Below are 21,370 nucleotides of genomic sequence, written 5' to 3'. Positions count from 1 at the left end.
TCAGATCTCTTCAGCCTCGTCGAGCGACAGCACGATGTCCTCCATGGTCGCCTCGGTGAAGGACGCGCTGAACGTGAAGCGCAGCCGCCCTAGCACGGATGCCCTGAAGACGTAGTCGTTCCAGTCCTCCAACACAGAGAACCCAGGAGCCTCGTCGTGGAGGAAGTAGTCGCTCTTGTCGATGTAGCCGTCGAAGCTGCAGTCGGCGTCCACCGTTACGCGGATTGTCAGCTCGTCCCCGGCTCGGTAGATCTCGGAGGAGATGGTGTCCTCCTCGAACATGATCTCCTCGAATGCAGCGCCACTGAGCCCTGTACTGATCGGCACTTCGTACATGCCGTCGCCGACGTGTACGCCGAGCGCCTCTTCGACGTCGACGCCGTGCAGGTCTGCGATTGCGCTGTCGACCAGCTCCTCGAGGCGATCCGGGGTGAAGGTGTCCTCGATTACACGGAAGGCCTCAGCAAGCGGTGCGACTGCCTCATGGTCCAGCAGGTGGCGGAGCGAGGGGACGACGTCGAAGGCCTGACTTGCAGCGAGGTCCTCCCTCAGGTCCGGGTGGAGGCTGCCGCCCTTCCTGTCGCAGAAGTCCGTGTGGTTGTTCGTGACGAATACAACCGGTGTCTCCGGATCGTCCAGGTCGGCGCAGAGCTCGCGAACGGTCTCCCAGATCAGCGCGTCGCGGAAGCCGGTGCCCTGTCTGGCGAATGGCTTCCTGACCTCGATCTCCTTGGCCAGGAGATCTCTTACGGACACTTCGGGCGGCGATGGGATCTCGGCACGCTTGGAGCGGAACAAGTTCTCGGCATAGTCGTAGAACGCAGTTCGGTCAGGCTTGGGGACTTCGAGCCCGACCTGCCCGAGTTCAAACTCGACGAATGCCTCGTTGAGCTTCTTCACTCCCGTAAGGACCTCGGCCGACTTCCCCTGCACCTCCTCGAGCCACTGCCTCGAGAGTTCGAGCAGGACCACCTCCGGGACGATCAACCTGACGTGTCCGGACTCGGCGAGAGCCAGCAACCGCACGCTGTACGCCTGAGTGAACGGCTTCCGGCCGTAGAGGGCGTTCGTATCGATGATCACGACTGGCTGCATGCCCAAAGAATATTGGGCGGGGTGCCTTCCGACCCGTTCAGAAGTCGGTCGACTCTCGTGTCCTGAAACCGACCAGTTGCCGGGACTGTGGGCGAGACGGTCCCTGGGTGCGCCCAGACACCGCCAAGGTGTCTTAAAACTATGTCCTGCAATATTCCTTACTAGACGGGTCGATCCGGAAGGCTACACGACAGTCGAATACGGCCTTTGCGTCCGACACGTGCATTCGGGCAAACAACCATTCTCTCGAGGTACTGGTCGATCACACGGGGCCCCGATGTCCGTCCGTCCCACGTCGTAGAGCCGTGCCCCTGAACGGGGATCAGGGCGGGGCACGGCACGCGCGTCAATGCACGGCTACGAGCCGTCGCCCTGAGCCGAGAGGCAGTGCTGGAAGGCGAGCGCTTCGGGCGTCAGGGTCTGCCAGGCGACGACCTGTTGCGCCCTCGACGCCGCGTCGACCTCGTCGTCCGTCGAGCCCTTGCGCTTGGAACGGAAGCCGAACTTCTTCGGGATGTCGCGCTTCTCGATGAACGTCGAGGCCCCGTAGAACTCGCGGAACAAGTTCTCAGTGGTGCTTTCTGCCATGCCAGCGCCTACTTCTTGTTGCCGGAGGCAGAGGTTGCTCCGTGCCGGAACTCCACGACGTCGCCGTCCTGCATGACGTAGTCCTTGCCCTCAAGCCGCATCTTGCCCGCCGCCTTGGCCGCGGCCTCGGAGCCGGCCGCCATGAGGTCGTCGAAGCTGATGACCTGGGCCTTGATGAAGCCCTTCTGGAAGTCGGTGTGGATGACCCCGGCCGCCTCGGGCGCCGTCGCCCCCTTGGGGATGGTCCACCCGCGGGCTTCCTTGGGGCCGGCCGTGAGGTAGCTCTGGAGGCCGAGCGTGTCGTAGCCGACGCGGGCCAACACGTCGAGCCCCGGCTCGTCCACACCCATCTCGGCGAGGAAGTCGCGGGCCTCGTCCTCCTCCATCTCGACCAGCTCCGACTCGAACTTCGCGTCGAGGAAGATGGCCTCCGACGGGGCCACGAGCTCGCGCATGCGGGCCTTGAGATCCTCGTCGCCGAGTTCGTCCTGGTCGCAGTTGAAGACGTAGAGGTACGGCTTGGCGGTGAGCAGGAAGAGGTCGCGGAGCTCCTCCACGTCGAGGCCCGCTGCGCGCACGCCCTTTCCGTGCTCGAGCGCGTCCTTGGCTGCCTGGTAGGCCGCGAGCCTCGGCTGGGACTCCTTCTTGATTCGCGCCTCTTTCTCGACGCGCGGCAGCGCCTTCTCGACGGTGGCGAGGTCGGCGAGGATCAGCTCGGTGGTGATGGTGTCGATGTCGTTGGCGGGGTTGACCTCACCGTCGACGTGCGTGACGTCCTCGTCATCGAACACGCGGGTGACCTGGCAGATCGCGTCGGCCTCGCGGATGTTGGCGAGGAAGGCGTTGCCCATCCCCTCACCCTGCGAGGCCCCCTTCACGATGCCGGCGATGTCGACGAAGCTGACGGTCGCGGGGACGATGCGTTCCGACCCGTACAGCTCGGCCAGCTTCGCGAGCCTGGGATCCGGCACGCCGACGACGCCGACGTTGGGCTCGATCGTCGCGAACGGATAGTTCGCCGCGAGCACGTCGTTGCGGGTGAGCGCGTTGAACAGGGTCGACTTGCCGGCGTTGGGGAGGCCGACGATTCCGATGGTGAGTGCCACGAGGGGCCAGCCTACCGGCCGAGGCGACGTTGGCCGAACACCCGCCATCCCCCCTTGTCACATCAGGGTGCTTCCTCATGCGGCGACCGGTCACCCGTGTGGGGAGTCGCCCTCCCCGAGCAGCGAGTCCTGCAGCGCACTCCCCTCGCCATACTTGTCGCGGGTGATGACGCTGAAGGTCCCGTTGGTCTCGAGGACCACGGCCTTGACCTGGGATAGGTCACCTGTGCCGCTCATGCGGACGGCTTGGTAGAGCTCGGACTCCGTCAAACGGTGGCGCGCCAACTCGTCTGGGCGCACGTCGCCGTCGAACAACAGGATCGCGGGCCGCGAGGTGACCACGCTCCGGAAGGGTGACCAGCGGGACGCCAGGAAGGCGGCCACGAACTGCAGCGCCGCGAGGAGACCCAGCGCCGTGATTCCCTGGGCCCACGTCGTGTCCGCACTGGTGAGGACCGTCGCCAGCACGGACCCCATCGAGACCGTGACGATGAAGTCGAAGGCGTTCAGCTGGCTGAGTGTGCGTTTGCCCGTCAATCGGAGCAGCGCGATCAGCGTCAGGTACGTGGCGCTGCCGACGAGCAGGATGCGCAGGAGGATGGACCAGGACTCGAACCACATGCCACTAGCGTCGCATTCTCGGGCCCAGCCGGTGCACCGGGAGCGACCTCAGCGAACGGCCTCAGGCGCCCTGCCAGTACGCCTCGACGGCGCGCGCCAGGTACCACGGGTCCTTGACCCCGCACAGTTCGCGCGCGGAGTGCATGCTCAACAGACCGACACCCACATCGACGGTGGTGATGCCGAGCCGGGTGGCGGTGATGGGGCCGATGGTCGACCCACAGGGGACCGCGTTGTTCGACACGAACGGCTGCGTGGGCACCCCCGCCTCGGCGCACGCCCGGTGCCAGATCGCGGCGCCCACGGCGTCGGTCGCGTAGCGCTGGTTGGCGTTGAGCTTGAGCAGCGGTCCCTGGTTGGGCAGCGGCCGGTTCACCGGGTCGTGGTGGCCCGGGTAGTTCGGGTGCACCAGGTGCCCGGTGTCGGCGGAGATGCAGCTGGATCGCGCGAGCATGGCCCGCGTCTGGTCCAGGCCGAGGCCGTAGCCGGCCGCGATGCGGTCCAGCACGTCCTGCAGCACCGGCCCGCCGGCGCCGGTGGTCGTGGCGGAGCCGACCTCCTCGTGGTCGAACGCGACGAACACCGCGACATCGCCGCCCGGGCGCACCGACTCGATGGCCGCCAGCCCCGCGTGCGTGCAGGCCAGATTGTCGAGGCGCCCCGACGCCAGGAACTCGCCCTCCAGGCCGATGAGGGCCGGGCGTTGGGTGTCGAACAGGACCAGGTCGTGCGCCACCACGTCGCTGGGCTCCACCCCCGCGATTCCCGCGAGGTGCGCGAGCAGGTCGACGGCGACCTCCACGCCGAGTACCGGCTGCGTGGCGCTCTGCTTGTCCAGGGTCAGCTTCTCGTTGGCGGACCGGTCCAGGTGGATCGCCAGCTGCGGGATCCTTGCGACGGGGCCGGTCCGCACGAGGTGGGTGGCGCCGTCGACGGTGGCCAGCTGCCCCGCGACGCCCAGGTCGCGGTCGAGCCAGGAGTTGATGAGAGGCCCGCCGTAGATCTCCACGCCGGCCTGCACCCAGCCCGCCGAGCGGATGGGCGCACCGGGCTTGATCTTGAAGGTGGGAGAGTCGGTATGGGTGCCGACGATCCGGAATCCGGCCTCGTCATCGAGCTCCTCGGGAGCCACCCAGGCCACGACGGAGCCGCCCCGCCGCACGAACCGCCGCCCGGCCACCGCCGGCCACGGCCGCCGCGGGTCCAGCTCCTCGAACCCCGCCGCCCGGAGGCGGGCGGCCAGCTCCTCCCCCGCGTGGAGTGAGGTGGGTGAGGCGGCGACGAAGGCGGCCAGGTCATCGGTGTGCAGCGAGGCGTCGGCGAACATGCGTCCCACCGTAGTCGGGCCCTCAGCCGGGGCGCCGCGCCGGGTCGGCGGAGTGGCAGCACGGTTTTGTCGGGGGGCTCTGATTGAGTGGGGACATGGACGTTCTCACCGCCATTCTCCTGGCCCTCATCGCCCTCGCCGCCGGCCTCGCCGGAGGCATCGTCGTCGGGCGACGGCGGGGCGCGGCGGAAGCGGCGCGCGAGGCAGACCAGGCGGCCCAGCAGGCTCGAGCAGCCGAACAGTTGGCGCTGTCGGACGCGCGGCAGGAGTCGGCCCGGGCATGGCAGGAGGCGTCGCGGGTACGGGAGGAGACCGCGCTGGTCAAGGCGGAGGTCGCACAGCACCTCGCGGAGAAGGCCGAGCTGCGGGCCGCCGTCGCGGACGCAGAACGCCGGCTCGCGGAGGGCCAGGGCCGTGACGCCGAGGTCGCCGCGGAGGTGGCGGCGGTGACGGCACAAAGGGACGCGGCCCTGCACCGCGCCGAGCAGCTCGCGGCGGACCGGGAGGCCCTGCTCGACCGGTTCAAGGTGCTGTCGGCCGAGTCGCTAGAGCGCCAGTCCAGGCAGGCCGACGAGGCGGCCTCGGCCCGGCTCAAGGCCACCGAACAGCTGGTCTCTCCCCTTACCGACGGGCTGCGCCAGCTGCAGGAGCGGCTGCAGGAGGTGGAGAAGGAGCGCGTCCGCATGGCCGCCGAACTCGGGGAGCAGGTGCAGGCCGTGCGCCTCTCGGGAGACGCGATCCGGCGGGAGACCATGAGCCTCAGCAACGCGCTGCGCACCCCGCAGGTCAGGGGCGCCTGGGGCGAGCAGAGCCTCAAGCGCATCGTCGAGATCTCCGGGCTCACCGAGCGGTGCGACTTCGACGCCCAGCGCACCTACTCGTCCGAGGACGGCCGCTTCCGGCCGGACCTGCGGGTCAACCTCCCCGGCGGCAACGTGATCTTCGTCGACTCGAAAGTGCCGCTGTCGGCGGCACTCGAGGCCTACAACACGGAGGACGAGGAGGCCCAGAAGGCGTATTTCAAGACGTTCGCCGGGCACGTCCGCAAGCACGTCGACGACCTCTCCGGGAAGACGTACTGGGCGCTCGACGCCGGCTCGCCCGAGTTCGTCGTGCTCTACCTGCCCTCGGACGAGTTCTATCGCCTGGCCCTCGAACAGGACCCGGCACTGCACGACTACGCCACCCGCCGCCAGGTCGTGCTGGCCTCGCCTGGCCTGCTCATCCCCCAGCTGCAGGTGATCGCCAGCAGCTGGCACCGGGTGGCGATCGCAGAGACCGCCGCAGAGGTTTCGCGGCTCGGTCGCGAACTCTACGAGCGGCTCGCGACCCTGGGCGGGCACTTCGACAAGCTCGGGCGGGCGCTGGGCAGCGCCCTCGGGCACTACAACAAGGCCGTGGGCGCGGTGGAGGGCCGTGTCATGGTCACGGCCCGCAAGTTCAGGGAGCTGGGGATCGTGTCGTCGGACCTCCCCGAGGTCTCCGTGGTGTCGGCGGAGGCGCCGCGTCAGATCGCGGTGCCCGAGATGCTGGAGTTCGAGGAGCTCCGGCAGCTGGACCAGGGAGCGCTGGAGGGCCTCGTCGACGAGCCCCCGCTCGTCGACGCCCCGGTGCGGCACCTGCGGCCCCGCACGGGCACCACGGAGACGTGAGCCCTACCGCCGCGTGACTGTCGGCACCGGTCCCGGTGGCCCGTCCCCGGTCCACGGCCGCGACAGCATGGCCCCCAGCGCGAACGCCGCCACGAGGAGGATCACAGCTCCCCCGACGATGCGGAACCAGCGGGGCGCCGATTCGTCGACCCCGTCGCTGTCCAGCCGCCCCGCAACCGGAACGCCCGGCCCCGGGCCGCGCAGCCAGTCTCCGCCGTCGCCCTCGGGTGGCGGGTGGGTGGCTGCGCGCGCCGTCGTCCAGTCACCGTGGCGCGGTGTCGGCTGACCCGTGTCGTCCTCCCGGCCGAACAGCCAGGGCTGAGCCGGGCCCGCGCTCGATCCGGGGCGGCGGAACGCGGCGTCGCGTCCGCCCGGGGCGCCCGTCTGATCCGTGTCCACGGAGCACCACCTCCCATCGTCGGCCTCCCTCCATCGTGCCACCGACGTGACACGGTTGGCCCCGGCGGCGGGCGACGACGACAATGGGCCCCATGAGCGCCCTCACCGATCTCGCCGCCCAGATCCCCGCTGCCGTGGACCGCCTGGCCGGCATCGCCGGCCGGACCCCGGTGCAGCTCAACGCGCGCCTCAGCCGGGCGACCGGTTCCGAGATCTGGTTGAAGCGCGAGGACCTGCAGCCGGTGCGCTCCTACAAGCTGCGCGGCGCCTACAACCTCATGGCGCAGCTGTCCGACGACGAGAAGCGCGCCGGCGTCGTCTGCGCATCGGCCGGCAACCACGGGCAGGGCGTCGCGTTCTCGGCGGCCGCCCTGGGCATCCAGGCCACGGTCGTCGTGCCCCACACCACGCCACGCCAGAAGCGCCAGCGGATCCTGGAGATCGGGCACGGCCACATCGACCTCGTCCTCCACGGCGCGTCCTACGACGACGCCTCCGACGAGGCCGCCCGCCTCGCCGCCCAGGGGAAGGTTCTCGTGCCGGCGTTCAACGACGAACGGACCGCGGCCGGCCAGGCCACGCTGCTCGTCGAGGCGTTCGAGCAGCTGGGCTTCGTGCCCGACGTCGTCGTGCTGCCGGTCGGCGGCGGCGGTCTCATCGCGGGTGCGGCCGCGTGGCTGCGGACCGCCCACCCCGAGGTGCGCATCATCGGCGTCGAACCCGAGGGGGCGCCCTGCGTGGCGGCCGCGATCTCGGCCGGCCGGCCGGTGGTGCTGCACGACATCGACACATTCGTCGACGGCGCCGCGGTCAAGCGCGTCGGGGACTTCACCTTCGAGGTCATCCGGGAGGCCCGGGTCGAGCTGGTCCGGGTGCCGGAGGGCCAGGTCTGCTCCGAGATGCTGGACCTCTACCAGACCGACGGCATCATCGCGGAGCCCGCCGGCGCGCTGGCCGCCGCGGCACTCCCCACGGGCGGGGTGGGTCCCCGGGTGCAGATCCCGACCGGGTCGCGCGTGCTCGTGCTGCTGTCCGGCGGCAACAACGACGTGTCGCGCTACGCGGAGGTCGTCGAGCGCTCCCTCATCCACGAGGGCCGGAAGCGCTACTTCCTCGTCGACTTCCCGCAGCAGCCCGGGGCGCTGCGCATGTTCCTCGACTCCGTGCTCGGCCCCGAGGACGACATCACCTACTTCGAGTACGTCAAGCGCAACAACAAGGAGACCGGCCCGGCGCTGGTGGGCGTCGAGCTCGGCAACCCCGGGGACTACCCGTTCCTGCTGCGGCGGATCGACGAGTGCGGCATGACGGCGCAGGAGGTGGCCTACGACAGCCCCTTCTTCCAGTTCCTGGTGTGACGTCCGTCAGTGCTTGACTGCGCGGCGCAGGTCCTTGCGTAGCTCCGGGGGGAGCGCGAACTGCAGCGTCTCCTCCGTGAGGCGCTCCTCGACGGCGGGCGGGAAGCCCTGGGACTCCAGGTAGTCGAGCACCCCCTGGACGAGGACATCCGGCACGGACGCCCCGGAGGTGACGCCGACGGAGTTCACGCCGACGAGCCAAGCCGGGTCGATCTCGGCCGCGTTGTCCACCCGGTAGGAGGCCTTGGCCCCGGCCTCCAGCGCCACCTCGACGAGGCGGACGGAGTTCGACGAGTTGCGCGACCCCACGACGATCATCAGGTCACACCCGGGAGAGATCTGCTTGACGGCCAGCTGACGGTTCTGGGTGGCGTAGCAGATGTCGTCAGACGGCGGGTCCATGAGCAGCGGGAACCGTTCCCGCAGCCGGCCGACGGTCTCCATGGTCTCGTCGACCGAGAGGGTGGTCTGGCTCAGCCAGGCGAGGTTGCCGTGCTCGGGGAGATCGAGGCCGTCGACGTCGGCCGGCGACTGCACGAGGATGGTCTGCTCGGGGGCCTCCCCCATCGTGCCCTCGACCTCCTCATGGCCGGCGTGGCCGATGAGGAGGATCTGGGTGCCCTCGGCGGCGAACCGCTTGGCCTCGTGGTGCACCTTCGTGACCAACGGGCAGGTGGCGTCGATGGTCTTCAGCCCCCTGTCGGCGGCTTCCGCGTGCACCGCGGGCGACACGCCGTGGGCCGAGAAGACCACCGTGGCGCCGGTCGGCACCTCGTCGAGTTCCTCGACGAAGATGGCGCCGCGCTGTTCGAGGGTCTCCACGACGTGCTTGTTGTGCACGATCTGCTTGCGCACGTAGACGGGCGGCCCGTACAGGTCCAGCGCCTTCTCGACGGTGACGACGGCGCGGTCGACGCCCGCGCAGTACCCGCGCGGGGCTGCGACGACGACACGCTTGGTGGCCGGGGCAACGCTAGTCATGGCGCCCAGTCTAGGTGGAACCCCGCCGGTACCCTAGCCGCATGCTTTCGCCCCAGCTCCACGCCGTCGGCTTCGACGCCGAGTCCCTGGACCAGCTCGTCAAGGCCGCGTTCGACGCCGGCGTCCGCGGCGTGGACTCCGCGCCGGGCTTCGACCTGGTCGGCAGCTACTCCGATCCGAGCGGCGCACGGCTCAGCTTCGTCAAGCGCACCGGGCAGGGCGTCAGCACCACGGGGGCACTCGCCGCGGAGACCCGCTACCGCGCCCAGGTGGTGCGCTTCACGGACCTGCTGGCCCGCGTCGCGCTGTACGGCCCCGAGTCCCCCGGGCCGCTGCTGGCGCAGTTCGTCGCACTCGTGGACGACCCGGTCGCCTACCCGCAGCACGACCTCGCCCCGGGCGGGCAGTACAGCGTCGTCGAGGACCTGCGCGTCGGGGCGCTGGCCATCGAGGTGACGGTGTACGACGACGCGGCCGCGTTCGAGGCCTCGCCGGAGGCCGCCCCCGGCGGGGACCTCCGGATCGCGGCCGACGCGCTCATCTCGCCGTCCCTGCTGGCGCTGCAGGCCGCCGCGATCCCCCCGCAGGAGGCGTCGCCCGCCGTGCTCATGGGCGTGGAGGTGACCGCCGTGGAGCGGCGCCGCAACGAGCTGACCGGCGCCGAGTTCCAGTACGTGACCGGCCGCGGCGCCGTCGACATCACGTGCGCCGTCCCCGCCGAGACGCCGCTCGAGGTGGGCAACGTGGTCCACGGCACCTGGTACGCCACGTGCTCCTCCGGGATCTGGGACTGAGGGACCGGACGCATGGCGTTAGGCAGCTCGCCGGACCAGCCTCAGCCGCTGGGCCGCGTCATCATGGCGACGAAGGACTGGGTCGGACGCCTGGGTGAGATCTGGGTGGACGCGCAGGTCGTCGAGATCAAGCGGCGCAACGCCCCGACGCAGTTCCTGACGTTCCGCGACCGCGTCGCGGACATGTCGGCCCAGGTGACCGTCTCGGCCATGGTGCTCGACGCGGCCGGGCCGCTGCCGGAGGGGTCCCGGGTGACGGCGCGGATCCGTCCCCGGATGTGGGAGCGCAACTCGTCGCTGACGTTCGAGTGCCTCGAGCTGCAGGTCGCCGGCGAGGGCCGCCTGCTCGCCCAGCTGGAGCAGCTCAAGCGCAAGCTGCAGGCAGAGGGCCTGTTCGACCCCGCCCGCAAGCGCCGCCTCCCCGTCCTGCCCCGGGTCATCGGGCTCGTCACCGGCAAGAACTCCGACGCGGAGCGCGACGTGGTGACCACCATCGCGGGGCGGTGGCCCGCCGCCCAGATCCGGACCCGGCACGCGCTGGTGCAGGGCCCGAACTCGGCCGAGTCGGTGATGACGGCCCTCGCCGCGCTGGACGGGGACCCGGAGGTCGAGGTGATCATCCTGGCGCGCGGAGGCGGCGCCCTGGAGGACCTGCTCTCGTTCTCCGACGAGGGCCTGGTGCGCGCCGTCGCGGCGGCCCGCACCCCCGTCGTCACAGCCATCGGGCACGAACGCGACTCGCCCATCGTCGACCTGGTGGCCGACCTGCGGGCCTCCACGCCCACCGACGCCGGCAAGCGGGTGGTGCCCGACCACGCGGCCGAGTCGGCGGCCCTGGCGGACGCCCGCACCCGGCTCCGGCGCGCCGTCGGTGTGCGGATCGCCGAGGCGCAGCGCCACCTCGATCAGCTGCGCTCCCGGCCGGTGCTCGTGGACCCGACCAGCGCGTTCGCAGCCCATTTCGACCGGCTGAGCCTGCTGCGGCACCGCCTCGACGCCGCGATCGAGCGGCGGCTGCGCGACGAGGAGTCCCACGTGCGCTCGGCCGTGAGCTCGATCCGGGCGCTCTCACCCAAGCGCACGCTCGAGCGTGGCTATGCCGTCCTCGTCGACGACGCCCACCGCTCCGTGTGCGGCGTCGCGGACACCGCACCCGGCGCCCGGATCCACGCCTACCTGGCCGACGGCTCCTTGGACCTCGACGTCGTCGCCACCACCCCCGAAGGAGACCAGTGACTGACAAGACACTCACCTACGAGGCCGCCCGCGACGAACTCGTCGAGGTCGTGCGACGGCTCGAGTCCGGGGGCGCGTCTCTCGCCGAATCCATGGAGCTGTGGCAGCGCGGCGAGAAACTCGCGCAGATCTGCCAGGGATTCCTCGACGGAGCCAAAGCCCAAGTGGCCCAGGCCCGCCCCGCGCCCACCGAGGACTAGGCCCGTTCCTCCACCAGGGCGGCGGCGAACGTCTCAAGTTCGGTGAAGTCGGTGTCGGCCGTGACGATCGACGTCACGTCGTCGGCGACGTGGACGAGGCTGCGGGTGCGGCCGTCGTCGCTCTCGTAGCGCTCCCAGCTCCGGCCTGCGACGTCGACGCTCCCTCCCAGGGACCGCCCCTCTCGCGTGGTCGCGGACACGAAGTCCCCGACGGCGCCGTCGCGCTGCTGGACGCCGACGTAGACCTCCTCAGGGGAGAGGTACCCCACCTGCCACCAGTTCCCGGTCGCGGGTTCGTTCGTGATCCACGGGTCGCCCTGCCTGGCCCAGGCGACGCGCACCGGGAGCCAGCCCTCGCCCAGACCCTCGGCGCGGAGCACCGGATACGGGGACTCCGCGACCGCGCGGGTCAGGGTGGCGTCGACGTCGACGGCCTCGGGACGAGGATCGGGCGTCACGGTGAACCACCACACGATCAGGGCGATGGGCACGAGCAGCACGGCCATCGAGATGACCATGTCCCGCGGGCGGGCGGCAGAGTTGCGTCGAGCCATGCGCGCCATCGTCGCACGCGGCGCCGGGCGCCCACAAAAGCCGGCGGCTCACCGGCCGAAGCGGCGCTCCCGCTGCGAGTAGGCACGCAGGGCGCGGACGAAGTCCACGCGGCGGAAGTCCGGCCACAGCGCCTCGCAGAAGTAGAACTCGCTGTGCGCGGACTGCCACAGCAGAAACCCCGACAGCCGCTGCTCCCCAGAGGTCCGGATGATGAGGTCGGGATCCGGCTGCCCCTTGGTGTACAGGTGGGCCGAGATCTCGTCGATCTCCAGGGTCTCCGCCACCTCTGCCAGGGTCGCGCCCTCGGCTGCGCGTTCGGCCAGGAGGGATCGGACGGCGTCGCGCAGTTCGTGCCGGCCGCCGTACGCAACGGCGACGTTGACGTGCAGGCCGGTGATGCCGGCCGTCGACTCCGACGAGGCCCGCAGCGAGTCGGCCACCTCGGCCGGCAGGAGGTCGAGCGCGCCGACGGCCTGGACGCACCAGCGCCTCGTGGCGGCGAGCCGCGCGACGAGCTGCTCGATCACCTCGAGCAGAGGCGCGAGTTCGTCGTCGGCGGCGCGCTGCAGGTTGTCGGTGCTGAGCACCCACAACGTGATCACCCGGATGCCCGTCTCGTCGCACCACTCGACGAACTCGACCAGCTTGTCGGCACCGGCGCGGTACCCGGCGACCAGCGGCTCACCGGGGGCGTTCATGCGTGCCCAGCGCCGGTTACCGTCGGCCAGGACCGCGACGTGACGCGGGAGGCTTCCACGGTCGAGGTGCCGCAGCACCTGCCGCTCATAGCTGGCATAGAGCCATCGCGGCGGCCACCATCGATCGACGAGGCGAGTGACCGCAGACATGCTACGAAGCGTAGCGTCCTGTTGGCATCGGGCGACCGAGGTAGTAACCTACGCTTGCGTAAGTTACCCGACCGTAGGTAGGACATGGACCCCGTGACAGACACCGTTGCACCGAAGCCCCGCCTGCGCGGATGGCTGCACCTCGGCATGGCGCCGATCGCTTTCATCGTCGGCCTGGTGTTCACCGTCTTCGCCCCCACCCTGACCGGCCGCATCGGCTGCGGCGTCTACACGCTGGCGGCGGTCCAGCTGTTCGCGACCAGCGCCGCCTACCACCGCGGCACGTGGTCGGCGCGGGCCAACGCCATCTTCCGAAGGATCGACCACTCGAACATCTTCGTGTTCATCGCCGGCACCTACACCCCGCTCACGCTGAGCCTGCTGGAGGGCCGGGCCCGGTGGAGCCTGCTGATCCTCATCTGGAGCATCGCGGTGCTCGGCGTGGCGTTCCGGATCGTGTGGCTGTCGGCCCCCCGGTGGCTCTACACGTTCCTCTACGTGGCGATGGGCTGGGCCGCGGTGGGCTGGCTCAGCCAGTTCTGGGCGGCCGGCGGACCGGCGATCGTGGCGCTCATCATCGCGGGCGGGCTGGTGTACTCGCTGGGCGCTGCCGCCTACGCGACGAAGCGCCCACAGCTGTCACCGACCTGGTTCGGGTTCCACGAAGTCTTCCACGCGTGCACGATCGTCGCGGCCCTGCTGCACACAGTGGCCATCGGCCTGGCCGTCTTCGGCTCCTGACCAGGCGGTTCGGCCGGGTGAATCACACGAGTGTGATTTTCCCGGCCCAAACCCCTTCACCGCGGCCCCCGGGGCGGTTATTGTCGGGCCCATGGAGATCCACTCCATCACCAGTCGTCCGGTCCCTTGACCCCACATCGGGGGCCGCCGGATCCGAGCGCCGCCCCCGCGAAGGGAGCAGCAGTGCTCAACACATCCGACCAGCAGACTTCCCCCCTCCAGGTCCACAGCGACGCCGCGATCCGGACCTACGTGCTCGATACCTCCGTCCTCCTGTCCGATCCCCGCGCTGTCCTGCGGTTCGCCGAACACAACGTCGTGCTGCCGCTGGTCGTCATCACGGAGCTTGAGGCGAAGCGGCACCACCCAGAGCTCGGCTACTTCGCCCGCTCTGCCCTGCGACTCCTTGACGACCTACGCGTCAAGCACGGGCGACTGGACACGCCCCTCCTCACCAACGAGATCGGCGGGAACCTGCGCGTCGAGCTCAACCACACCGACGAGCACTCCCTGCCCGCAGGGTTCCGGCTGGGCGACAACGACACCCGCATCCTGGCCGTCGCCCTCAACTACGCCAACGAGGGCCACGACGTCGTCCTGGTCACCAAGGACCTCCCGCTGCGGGTCAAGGCGGCGGCCGTCGGGCTGGCCGCCGAGGAGTACCGCAACGAGCTCCCGCTGCAGGCCGGCTTCACGGGCATGGCCGAGCTGGACGTCACGGCCGACGACGTGGCCGAGCTCTACGAGCGAGGCGTGGTCGACCTCCCCCAGGCGGCCGACCTGCCGGCGCACACCGGGGTGGTGCTCCACGCCCCGACCTCCAGCGCCCTGGCCCGCCGGCTGCCGGACGCAACCCTCCGGCTGATCCGCAGCGACCGGGAGGTCTTCGGCATCCACGGCCGGTCGGCGGAGCAGCGCGTCGCGCTCGACCTGCTCATGGACGAGAGCATCGGGATCGTGTCGCTGGGCGGCCGCGCCGGGACCGGCAAGTCCGCGCTCGCGCTGTGTGCCGGCCTCGAGGCTGTCCTCGAGGCCCACCGCTACTCCAAGGTGATGGTGTTCCGCCCGCTGTATGCGGTGGGGGGCCAGGACCTCGGCTTCCTGCCCGGAACGGCCGGCGAGAAGATGGCCCCCTGGGGCCAGGCGGTGTTCGACACCCTGTCGTCGGTGACCAACAAGTACGTCATCGACGAGCTGCTCGAGCGCGACATGATCGAGGTCCTCCCCCTCACGCACATCCGCGGGCGTTCGCTCCACGACGCGTTCATCATCGTCGACGAGGCCCAGTCGCTCGAGCGCAACGTGCTGCTCACCGTGTTGTCGCGCGTCGGACAGAACTCCCGGGTCGTCCTCACGCACGACGTCGCGCAGCGCGACAACCTGCGGGTCGGCCGCCACGACGGCGTCGTCGCGGTCATCGAGAAGCTCAAGGGCAACCCCCTGTTCGCGCACGTCACCCTGACGCGGTCCGAGCGGTCGCAGATCGCGGCCCTTGTCACCGACATGTTGGAGGTCGACGAACTGGCCTGATCGGACGGCGGGAAAAAAACTTCGCCTCCGCTGCATCCGGCGGAGGGGGTCGGTGCGAAGTACTGGGTGTCACGGCGATCGTCGCCTGGCGACAGTACTTCGAAAGGAACCTCCCATGAAGCTCTCGCGCATCGTCCTCTCCGGCTCCCTCGCCCTGGCGGCCGTCACCGGCTCCGCGGCTCTCGCCCACGCCGACGACCACACGTCGATGGTGTCCATCCTGCACGGAGTGCCCGGCGCCACCGTCGACGTCTACGCCAACGGCTCCGCCCTGCTGACGAACTTCACGCCCGGCACCCTCACCGCCCCGCAGGAGCTGCCGGAGGGCACCTACGATCTCAAGGTCGTCGCGGCCGGGGCCGGCGCCGACGGCGCCGCGGTCATCGAGGCGAACGACGTCGCGGTCCCTGCGGGCGCGAACATCACCGTCGTGGCGCACCTCAAGGCCGACGGCACGCCGACCCTGACCCCGTTCGTCAACGACACCGCCGCCTCCGAGGAGGGCGCGCGCCTCACCGTCCGGCACGTGGCGGCGGCCCCGGCCGTCGACGTTCGCGCCGGTGGCAGCGTGGTCGTGCCGGGGCTCGAGAACCCCGATGAGGCCAAGCTCGACCTCGCGGCGGGCACGGTCGCCGCCGACGTCGTCGCCGCGGGCACCGACACCGTCGTGCTGGGTCCCGCCGATCTTGAGATCGCGGCCGGCATGAACACCATCGTCTACGCCTGGGGCTCCCTGGACGACGAGAACCTGGCCCTCGCCACCCAGACGGTCAAGCTGACCACCGGGATGCCCAGCACGGGCGCCGAGGGACCCGCGGACACCTCGTTCCTCAACCTCGCCGCCGCCTCGCTGCTCCTGGCGGGCGTGGCGACCACGGTCGTGGCGGCCCAGCGGGCCCGGGTGCGCGGCAACGCCTGACGCATCCGCTCCAGCGGCTCCCGCCCTTCCCACGGTTCCCAGGGGCGGGAGCCGCGCCGCGTCCGCGTCCGGACGGGCGCCGGTGTGCGAGACTTGGCGCGTGATCGCCGACGCCACCACCACCCCCATCGGGGTCCTGGCCCGTCGGTTCGCCGCCGGAGACGAGTCGGCACTGCGTGAGACCTACGAGCGCTGGTCGCGGCTGGTCCACACCATCGCGCGGACCTCTCTCGGATCCTCGGCCGACGCCGACGACGTCACGCAGCAGGTGTTCATCGCCGCCTGGCAGTCGCGGGCGACGCTGCGGGCCACGGACGAGAGCCTCCCCGCCTGGCTGCTCGGCATCTGCCGGCTCAAGGTCATCGACGCGCTCCGGGCGCGGTCGCGGGCGTTCCGGAAGGACGAGCTGCTGGCTTCGGAGGCCATGGCCGGGGAGCCCCCTGTCGAGGCCGCCCGCGTGGACGAGGTGATCGATTCCGTGATCGTGCAGGACGCGCTGGCCGCCCTCGGGGATCCGAGGGCCACCATCCTGCGGCTGGTGTACTTGGAGGACCACACCCACGACGAGGTCGCCAGGCGGCTGGACCTCCCGCTGGGGACGGTGAAGAGCCACGTGAGGCGCGGGCTGGAGAGATTGAGGGCAGTGTTCGAGGAGGTGGATGCGGCATGACTGACAGCAACGAGCTGCCGCTGGACGCCGTCGCCGACCGCTTCCGACGGGCAGCCCGCTCCGAGCCGGACTGGTCGTCGCCAAGCCCGGGGACCTGGGACGCGATCGCCGCGGCCACGGGCCTCCCCGGACCGGCTCCCGCGACACCTGAGCCCGCCCCCGCCGGGATGAGCCGGCGACAGTGGCTGTTCGGCCTGGGCGGCCTGGCCGTCGGAGGCGCCGCAGGCCTGGCGGTCGGCTGGCTGACCGGAGGTCGCGACGAGGTCGGCGACGCCGTCCGCCGGGCGGTCCTCACCCCCCTTGACCAGCCCTCCCAGCAGCTGGGACGCGCCGAGTTGCTTCGCCGGAGCGTGGGCTACAGCCTGGCGGTCGAGGTACCCGGCGGGCTGAGCAACCCGGACGGCTACGTCGAGGTGTGGCTCATCAACACCGACCTGACCCGCATGATCTCGGTCGGCGTGTTCGCCGCCGACGAGGTGGGGCGGTTCACCGTCGACGACGCGCTCATCGACTCGGGCTACCTGATCGTCGACCTGTCGAACGAACCGTTCGACGACGAGCCCCGCCACTCCGGCGACACGATCATGCGCGGCGAGCTGCGCGCTTAGCGGCCGCTCCGAGTCAGGCCCGGGTCCACAGGGGCGTCTTGAGCTCGTTGTAGTCGGTGACCGGATCGAAGCACACCGTCCCGCGACACACGTAGACGGCGTGCCGGTCGCGGTGCTCCAGATGCGTGCCCCAGCCCTCCGCCCCCGCCGGCGCGGTGAGGATGGCGGAGCCGGCCGGGGCCAGCCGCCAGGCCGCCCGGGCCAGCTCGTCGAACGGATCGTCACTGACGACGACGGCGACAGCCGGCTTCAGACCACGGCGGGCCTCGTCGGAGATGAGCAGGTCGGCCAGGGCCGCGCCCGCGAACCGCGGCGTCTCGGCGACGGCGGACCAGGTGGTCCGTGCCGCGGCGTCAGCACGCTCGATGAGGTCAGGGCGCTCGGCGAGCAGACCCACCAGCCGCAGGGCCGCGACCATCGCGGACGTGCCGCTGGGCGTGACATTGTCCGTCAGGGACCGCGGCCGGTCGAACAGGCCGGTGTCGGCTGCGTCATAGAACCCGCCGTCGGGGTGCGCGAACAGCTCGACACCCCGGTCGACCAGCGCCTCGGCCCGGCGCAACCAGCCCGCGTCGCCCGTCGCGCCGGCGAGCAGCGCGAACGCCTCGGCGACCGCCCCGAAGTCCTCGGCGATCCCGGTCCCCGGACCCGCGACACCGTCCCGCGACGACCGGCGCAGGTCGCCGTCGCCCAGGTGCACGGCCACGAGGTGCTCCGCCGCCCGGAGAGCCAGTTCGAGCCAGCCCTTCTCGTTGAAGATGAGGGCGCCGGTGACGAGGGAGGAGATCATCCAGCCGTTCCAGGCCGCGACCACCAGGTTGTCCGCGCCCGGCCGGAAGCGAGTCGCCCGTTCCTCGAGCAGGACGCGGCTCACCTCGTCCAGCTTCGCAAAGTCGGGCCGGCCGCGCAGCTGCAGCGTCGACAGGCCGTCCTCGAAGGTCCCCCCGCGGGTGACGTGGAAGGTCTCGGCGGCCCACTCCCCCAGCTCGGGCCCGAGGGCGTCGTCGAGGAGCTCGGGGTTCCACAGGTAGAAGATGCCCTCGTGCACGGCTCCGCGGATGTCGCAGGAGTCGGCGTCGAGGCCGCTGATGAACGCGCCGTGGTCGCCCACCATCTCGCGCTCCAGCCACTCGACGATGCCGTAGGCGGTGCGTTCGAGGAGCGCCCGCAGCCCGGAGTCGTGGTCGGCGGTCCGCCGCCAGCCACGCACGTAGGTGCCGAGCAGAAGGGCGTTGTCGTAGAGCATCTTCTCGAAGTGCGGCACGACCCAGCCCGGGTCGACGGCGTACCGGTGGAAGCCGCCACCGACCTGATCGTGGATGCCGCCGCGTGCCATGGCCTCGAGCGTGCGCTGGGCGAGCTCGAGGGTGCGGGGATCGCCCTTGACGAGCAGGGCGTCGAGGAGGGTGGGCGCCGGGAACTTCGGCTGCCGCCCGAACCCGCCGTGGATGAGGTCGAACGCGGACTCGATGTCGTCGACGGCCTTGCGCAGATCCGGCGCCGAGTCGGTCTGGGGCGTCTCGTGTGCGCTCAGGGAGGCGACGATGTAGGCCGCCGAGGCGCTCACCTTGTCGCGGCGCGAGTGCCAGGCGTCGGCCATCGCCTCCAGCACCTGCCGGAACGACGGCTGGCCTCCCTGGGGCTCCGGCGGGAAGTAGGTCCCGGTGAAGAAGGGCTCGCCCGTCGGGGTGAGGAACGCGGTCATGGGCCATCCCCCTGCCCCGCCGTTCATGGCCTGCGTGGCCGTCATATACACGGCGTCCACGTCGGGGTGCTGCTGGCGGTCCACCTTGATCGCGACGAAGTGGTCGTTGATGAAGCCCGCGACGGCCGGATCGTCGAACGACTCGTGGCTCATCACGTGGCACCAGTGGCACGACGCGTAACCCACCGACAGCAGGATGGGCCGATCGAGCTCGACGGCGGAGGCCAGCGCCTCGGCACCCCACTCCCACCAGTCGACGGCCTGGTGCGCGTGCTGGCGCAGATAGTCGCTGGACGATTCCCGGAGGCGGTTGACCATGCGCACAAGGGTATCGGCCCGCCCCACCCGGCCTCCGACGGGTACCCGACCCGGGTATGGGCGGCGGTTGTGCGCGTCCGTCACACTGGACACATGCCCACGCGCCAGGACACCGCCCCCACGCTGTCGCGAGCCCTCGTCGTCATCGGCGGCCTCCTGGCCGTCCTGTGGGGACTCGAGATCCTCGACACGCTGACGATGAACAGCCTGGACCAGTACGGCATCGAGCCTCGCCAGACCGAGGACCTGCCCAACATCCTGGTGGCCCCGTTCCTGCACTACGGGTGGGCCCACCTCATCAGCAACACCGGTCCGTTCCTCGTGCTCGGGGTGCTCACGTACCTCGCCGGTGTCGCGCGCTGGATCGTGGCCACGCTCACCTCGGCCGTCACCTCCGGGGTCGCGGCCTGGCTCCTGTCGCCCCTGGGCACCATCACCGCCGGCGCGTCCGGGGTCATCTTCGGCTGGCTCGCCTACCTGTTGGTGCGCGGCATCTTCAGCGGCCGGCCCGGGCAGATCGCCATCGCGGTCGTGGTGTTCCTCCTGTACGGCTCCGTGCTGTGGGGGGTCTTCCCGACCGCCCCGGGCGTCAGCTGGCAGGCCCACCTCGGCGGCGCCCTCGGCGGAGTGGTCGCGGCGTGGCAGCTCCACCGGCGCCCGACGGCGGCGGTACAGGGCACAATGGGCAGGTGACCAGCCAGGACCAGGCCCGCATCGCCGCCCGCTACCCGCAGCGCTCCACCACCGACTATCTGTTGGGCGGGCTCGCGGCGCTGGCGGTACTCGGTGCGGTCGTCCTGGTGATCGTCACCGGCGTGCTGCGGTCCAATCCGCCGGTCGCCGGCATGGTGCGCAGCTTCGAGGTGGTCAGCCCCACCAAGGTCACGGCCGAGATCGTCGTCCAGCGCCGCGACCCGGGCACGCCCGTGGAGTGCACGCTCTACGCGCAGGCGCCCTCCTTCGAGAAGGTGGCGGAGCAGGCCGTGCGCGTCGCGCCGGGTGCCGACACGCTGACCTCCGTTGATGTCACGCTCACCACGATCAAGGAGGCCACGAGCGTCAGCCTCGACCGGTGCCGCGTGACCTCCTGATAGGGTTGTCGAATGTCCGAGACCAACACCGATGTGATCTGGCTCACGCAGGAGGCCTACGACAAGCTCGAGGCCGAGCTGCATGAGCTGAAGACCGTGGGGCGCCCCGAGGTGAGCGCCCGCATTGCCAGCGCCCGCGAAGAGGGGGACCTCAGCGAGAACGGCGGCTACCACGCGGCCCGCGAGGAGCAGGGCCAGATGGAGGGCCGCATCCGCCAGCTGGAAGACCTCCTGCGCCGCGCGCAGGTCGGCGAGGCGGAAGGCGATCACGACGAGGTCGCCCCCGGCAAGATCGTCACCGTTGCCTACGACGGCGATGAGGACGACTCCGAGACCTTCCTGCTGGGCTCGAGGGAGATCCTCGGCACCGATTCGTCCGTCGACCACGCGGTATCGCCGCAGTCGCCGCTCGGCGCGGCCATCGTCGGCGCGCGGGTGGGCGACGAGGTCCGCTACGAAGCTCCCAACGGCCGAGAGATCATGGTCGTCGTGACCAAGGTGGCCGCCTTCTGATCCACTCCCACATCGGACGCGAGATGGCCGCCACCCACCCGGGATGGCGGCCATCTCGTTTCCGTACCGATCAGGACCCGAGCAGCTGCGCCGCGACCTCCGCGCTGAGTTCGCCGCTGGCCACACGAGCCAGGATCTGTTCCTGCGCCGAGGCGGGCGCGCCGATCTCCTCGCCGTACTCCCCGGACTCGTCCCCGGCCGGCGGCTCCTCGGGTGCGGGTGCCGGGTCGCCCGGGGGCGTGAGGCCGAGCTTGGCCAGGACCGCGTCGAGCCGGGTCCGCGCCGTCGGGTAGCTGACCTGCAGGTGGCGCTCGACCTCGCGGAGGTTGCCGCGGGAGCCGAGGAACACGCGCAGCAGCTCGAGGTCCGCCTCGTTGAGGGCGCAGAACTCGCAGGCAGCGAACTCGCCCGCGATCTCCGTCCCACACTGCAGGCAGCCCTTCCGGGTGGTGATCAGCTGGTCGCCGCACACCGGGCAGGCCGCGGGAGCGTGGTACATGTGTCGTCCGCTCATC

The 21,370-nt window shown here is 70.8% G+C and carries 24 protein-coding genes; 13 read left to right on the top strand and 11 right to left on the bottom strand.

The window, feature by feature from the left end; genetic code table 11:
• From BCR15_RS03910 to BCR15_RS03890, 5 genes are all read right to left on the bottom strand, one after another.
• Window positions 1–1,095 carry a PIN domain-containing protein gene (locus BCR15_RS03910; RefSeq protein WP_068750624.1) on the bottom strand — a complete coding sequence of 365 codons (1,095 nt, stop codon included), beginning with the start codon at window positions 1,093–1,095 and terminating at the stop codon, window positions 1–3.
• Window positions 1,096–1,452: 357 nt separating this feature from the next.
• Window positions 1,453–1,683: a hypothetical protein gene (locus BCR15_RS15060; RefSeq protein ID WP_068750623.1), complete on the bottom strand. Its 231-nt coding sequence runs from the start codon at window positions 1,681–1,683 to the stop codon at window positions 1,453–1,455.
• 8 nt (window positions 1,684–1,691) lie between these two features.
• A complete protein-coding gene (gene ychF / locus BCR15_RS03900) occupies window positions 1,692–2,789 on the bottom strand; it encodes a redox-regulated ATPase YchF (RefSeq protein WP_068750621.1) in 1,098 nt (365 codons plus the stop codon).
• Between the two features lie 90 nt (window positions 2,790–2,879).
• Window positions 2,880–3,410, bottom strand: a complete 531-nt coding sequence (locus tag BCR15_RS03895) for a DUF421 domain-containing protein (RefSeq protein WP_068750619.1) — start codon at window positions 3,408–3,410, stop codon at window positions 2,880–2,882.
• 61 nt (window positions 3,411–3,471) lie between these two features.
• On the bottom strand, window positions 3,472–4,737 hold the full coding sequence (locus BCR15_RS03890; RefSeq protein WP_068750617.1) for a M18 family aminopeptidase: 1,266 nt from the start codon (window positions 4,735–4,737) through the stop codon (window positions 3,472–3,474).
• Between the two features lie 95 nt (window positions 4,738–4,832).
• On the opposite strand from BCR15_RS03890, the gene BCR15_RS03885 reads away from it, so the two are divergent.
• Window positions 4,833–6,389, top strand: coding sequence for a DNA recombination protein RmuC (locus BCR15_RS03885; RefSeq protein WP_068750615.1), 1,557 nt, complete (start codon window positions 4,833–4,835; stop codon window positions 6,387–6,389).
• A gap of 3 nt (window positions 6,390–6,392) precedes the next feature.
• On the opposite strand, the gene BCR15_RS03880 is transcribed toward BCR15_RS03885, so the two are convergent.
• Window positions 6,393–6,788, bottom strand: coding sequence for a hypothetical protein (locus BCR15_RS03880; protein ID WP_068750613.1), 396 nt, complete (start codon window positions 6,786–6,788; stop codon window positions 6,393–6,395).
• 92 nt (window positions 6,789–6,880) lie between these two features.
• On the opposite strand from BCR15_RS03880, the gene ilvA reads away from it, so the two are divergent.
• Window positions 6,881–8,146 carry a threonine ammonia-lyase IlvA gene (ilvA, locus tag BCR15_RS03875; protein WP_078919723.1) on the top strand — a complete coding sequence of 422 codons (1,266 nt, stop codon included), beginning with the start codon at window positions 6,881–6,883 and terminating at the stop codon, window positions 8,144–8,146.
• Window positions 8,147–8,152: 6 nt separating this feature from the next.
• Here the strand turns inward: ilvA and BCR15_RS03870 are convergent, their stop codons facing one another.
• Complete coding sequence (locus tag BCR15_RS03870) at window positions 8,153–9,127, bottom strand: 4-hydroxy-3-methylbut-2-enyl diphosphate reductase (protein ID WP_068750609.1); 975 nt, start codon at window positions 9,125–9,127, stop codon at window positions 8,153–8,155.
• A gap of 41 nt (window positions 9,128–9,168) precedes the next feature.
• Between BCR15_RS03870 and BCR15_RS03865 the strand changes: the two genes are divergently transcribed.
• From BCR15_RS03865 to BCR15_RS03855, 3 genes are read left to right on the top strand one after another with little or no spacing between them, the layout of a single operon-like run.
• Window positions 9,169–9,921, top strand: a complete 753-nt coding sequence (locus BCR15_RS03865; RefSeq protein WP_068750607.1) for a hypothetical protein — start codon at window positions 9,169–9,171, stop codon at window positions 9,919–9,921.
• Window positions 9,922–9,933: 12 nt separating this feature from the next.
• Complete coding sequence (xseA, locus tag BCR15_RS03860; RefSeq protein WP_068750605.1) at window positions 9,934–11,157, top strand: exodeoxyribonuclease VII large subunit; 1,224 nt, start codon at window positions 9,934–9,936, stop codon at window positions 11,155–11,157.
• Entirely contained in the window at window positions 11,154–11,357 is a 204-nt protein-coding gene (locus BCR15_RS03855) for an exodeoxyribonuclease VII small subunit (protein WP_068750603.1), read from the top strand. The genes xseA and BCR15_RS03855 overlap by 4 nt, the downstream gene beginning before the upstream one ends.
• Here the strand turns inward: BCR15_RS03855 and BCR15_RS03850 are convergent.
• Both BCR15_RS03850 and BCR15_RS03845 read right to left on the bottom strand, forming a co-directional pair.
• Window positions 11,354–11,911, bottom strand: a complete 558-nt coding sequence (locus tag BCR15_RS03850; RefSeq protein ID WP_068750601.1) for a DUF4245 domain-containing protein — start codon at window positions 11,909–11,911, stop codon at window positions 11,354–11,356. The genes BCR15_RS03855 and BCR15_RS03850 overlap by 4 nt on opposite strands.
• 48 nt (window positions 11,912–11,959) lie before the next feature.
• Window positions 11,960–12,760, bottom strand: a complete 801-nt coding sequence (locus BCR15_RS03845; protein WP_068750599.1) for an isoprenyl transferase — start codon at window positions 12,758–12,760, stop codon at window positions 11,960–11,962.
• Window positions 12,761–12,853: 93 nt separating this feature from the next.
• Between BCR15_RS03845 and trhA the strand changes: the two genes are divergently transcribed.
• The 5 genes from trhA (at window position 12,854) to BCR15_RS03820 (ending at window position 17,228) form a co-directional block, all read left to right on the top strand.
• The gene (gene trhA / locus BCR15_RS03840) at window positions 12,854–13,501 is read left to right on the top strand and encodes a PAQR family membrane homeostasis protein TrhA (RefSeq protein WP_228383438.1); all 648 of its coding nucleotides are present in this window, start codon (window positions 12,854–12,856) and stop codon (window positions 13,499–13,501) included.
• A gap of 183 nt (window positions 13,502–13,684) precedes the next feature.
• Window positions 13,685–15,031, top strand: coding sequence for an RNA 5'-3' helicase PhoH2 (gene phoH2, locus BCR15_RS03835; RefSeq protein ID WP_068750594.1), 1,347 nt, complete (start codon window positions 13,685–13,687; stop codon window positions 15,029–15,031).
• A 115-nt stretch (window positions 15,032–15,146) separates the two neighbouring features.
• Window positions 15,147–15,950, top strand: a complete 804-nt coding sequence (locus BCR15_RS03830) for a DUF4397 domain-containing protein (protein WP_068750592.1) — start codon at window positions 15,147–15,149, stop codon at window positions 15,948–15,950.
• Window positions 15,951–16,050: 100 nt separating this feature from the next.
• A complete protein-coding gene (locus BCR15_RS03825) occupies window positions 16,051–16,620 on the top strand; it encodes an RNA polymerase sigma factor (RefSeq protein WP_197971695.1) in 570 nt (189 codons plus the stop codon).
• A complete protein-coding gene (locus BCR15_RS03820) occupies window positions 16,617–17,228 on the top strand; it encodes an anti-sigma factor (RefSeq protein ID WP_068750590.1) in 612 nt (203 codons plus the stop codon). The genes BCR15_RS03825 and BCR15_RS03820 overlap by 4 nt, the downstream gene beginning before the upstream one ends.
• 13 nt (window positions 17,229–17,241) lie before the next feature.
• Here BCR15_RS03820 and BCR15_RS03815 read toward each other — a convergent pair whose 3' ends face one another.
• Window positions 17,242–19,251, bottom strand: a complete 2,010-nt coding sequence (locus BCR15_RS03815; RefSeq protein ID WP_068750588.1) for a thioredoxin domain-containing protein — start codon at window positions 19,249–19,251, stop codon at window positions 17,242–17,244.
• 93 nt (window positions 19,252–19,344) lie between these two features.
• On the opposite strand from BCR15_RS03815, the gene BCR15_RS03810 reads away from it, so the two are divergent.
• The 3 genes from BCR15_RS03810 to greA are packed head-to-tail and all read left to right on the top strand — an operon-like array spanning window position 19,345 to window position 20,855.
• On the top strand, window positions 19,345–19,944 hold the full coding sequence (locus tag BCR15_RS03810; RefSeq protein WP_068750586.1) for a rhomboid family intramembrane serine protease: 600 nt from the start codon (window positions 19,345–19,347) through the stop codon (window positions 19,942–19,944).
• Entirely contained in the window at window positions 19,941–20,342 is a 402-nt protein-coding gene (locus BCR15_RS03805) for a DUF4307 domain-containing protein (RefSeq protein WP_068750584.1), read from the top strand. The genes BCR15_RS03810 and BCR15_RS03805 overlap by 4 nt, the downstream gene beginning before the upstream one ends.
• A gap of 12 nt (window positions 20,343–20,354) precedes the next feature.
• Window positions 20,355–20,855, top strand: coding sequence for a transcription elongation factor GreA (gene greA / locus BCR15_RS03800; protein WP_061616964.1), 501 nt, complete (start codon window positions 20,355–20,357; stop codon window positions 20,853–20,855).
• Window positions 20,856–20,925: 70 nt separating this feature from the next.
• Here the strand turns inward: greA and BCR15_RS03795 are convergent, their stop codons facing one another.
• On the bottom strand, window positions 20,926–21,369 hold the full coding sequence (locus BCR15_RS03795; RefSeq protein WP_078919727.1) for a DUF2089 domain-containing protein: 444 nt from the start codon (window positions 21,367–21,369) through the stop codon (window positions 20,926–20,928).
• Between the last annotated feature and the right edge of the window lies 1 nt (window position 21,370).

Origin of the sequence: Tessaracoccus lapidicaptus (genome assembly GCF_001693815.1) — a bacterium.
Taxonomy (GTDB): domain Bacteria; phylum Actinomycetota; class Actinomycetes; order Propionibacteriales; family Propionibacteriaceae; genus Arachnia; species Arachnia lapidicapta.
The sequence above is the reverse complement of the archived record's forward strand: the minus strand, read 5'-3'. Positions and strand labels throughout refer to the sequence as shown.

Coding starts and splice junctions, on each gene's coding strand:
- BCR15_RS03910 (WP_068750624.1), bottom strand. CDS start 1,095: ATGCAGCCAGTCGTGATCATCGATACGAACGCCCTCTACGGCCGGAAG.
- BCR15_RS15060 (WP_068750623.1), bottom strand. CDS start 1,683: ATGGCAGAAAGCACCACTGAGAACTTGTTCCGCGAGTTCTACGGGGCC.
- BCR15_RS03895 (WP_068750619.1), bottom strand. CDS start 3,410: ATGTGGTTCGAGTCCTGGTCCATCCTCCTGCGCATCCTGCTCGTCGGC.
- BCR15_RS03890 (WP_068750617.1), bottom strand. CDS start 4,737: ATGTTCGCCGACGCCTCGCTGCACACCGATGACCTGGCCGCCTTCGTC.
- BCR15_RS03885 (WP_068750615.1), top strand. CDS start 4,833: ATGGACGTTCTCACCGCCATTCTCCTGGCCCTCATCGCCCTCGCCGCC.
- ilvA (WP_078919723.1), top strand. CDS start 6,881: ATGAGCGCCCTCACCGATCTCGCCGCCCAGATCCCCGCTGCCGTGGAC.
- BCR15_RS03870 (WP_068750609.1), bottom strand. CDS start 9,127: ATGACTAGCGTTGCCCCGGCCACCAAGCGTGTCGTCGTCGCAGCCCCG.
- BCR15_RS03865 (WP_068750607.1), top strand. CDS start 9,169: ATGCTTTCGCCCCAGCTCCACGCCGTCGGCTTCGACGCCGAGTCCCTG.
- xseA (WP_068750605.1), top strand. CDS start 9,934: ATGGCGTTAGGCAGCTCGCCGGACCAGCCTCAGCCGCTGGGCCGCGTC.
- BCR15_RS03850 (WP_068750601.1), bottom strand. CDS start 11,911: ATGGCTCGACGCAACTCTGCCGCCCGCCCGCGGGACATGGTCATCTCG.
- BCR15_RS03845 (WP_068750599.1), bottom strand. CDS start 12,760: ATGTCTGCGGTCACTCGCCTCGTCGATCGATGGTGGCCGCCGCGATGG.
- BCR15_RS03830 (WP_068750592.1), top strand. CDS start 15,147: ATGAAGCTCTCGCGCATCGTCCTCTCCGGCTCCCTCGCCCTGGCGGCC.
- BCR15_RS03820 (WP_068750590.1), top strand. CDS start 16,617: ATGACTGACAGCAACGAGCTGCCGCTGGACGCCGTCGCCGACCGCTTC.
- BCR15_RS03815 (WP_068750588.1), bottom strand. CDS start 19,251: ATGGTCAACCGCCTCCGGGAATCGTCCAGCGACTATCTGCGCCAGCAC.
- BCR15_RS03810 (WP_068750586.1), top strand. CDS start 19,345: ATGCCCACGCGCCAGGACACCGCCCCCACGCTGTCGCGAGCCCTCGTC.
- greA (WP_061616964.1), top strand. CDS start 20,355: ATGTCCGAGACCAACACCGATGTGATCTGGCTCACGCAGGAGGCCTAC.
- BCR15_RS03795 (WP_078919727.1), bottom strand. CDS start 21,369: ATGAGCGGACGACACATGTACCACGCTCCCGCGGCCTGCCCGGTGTGC.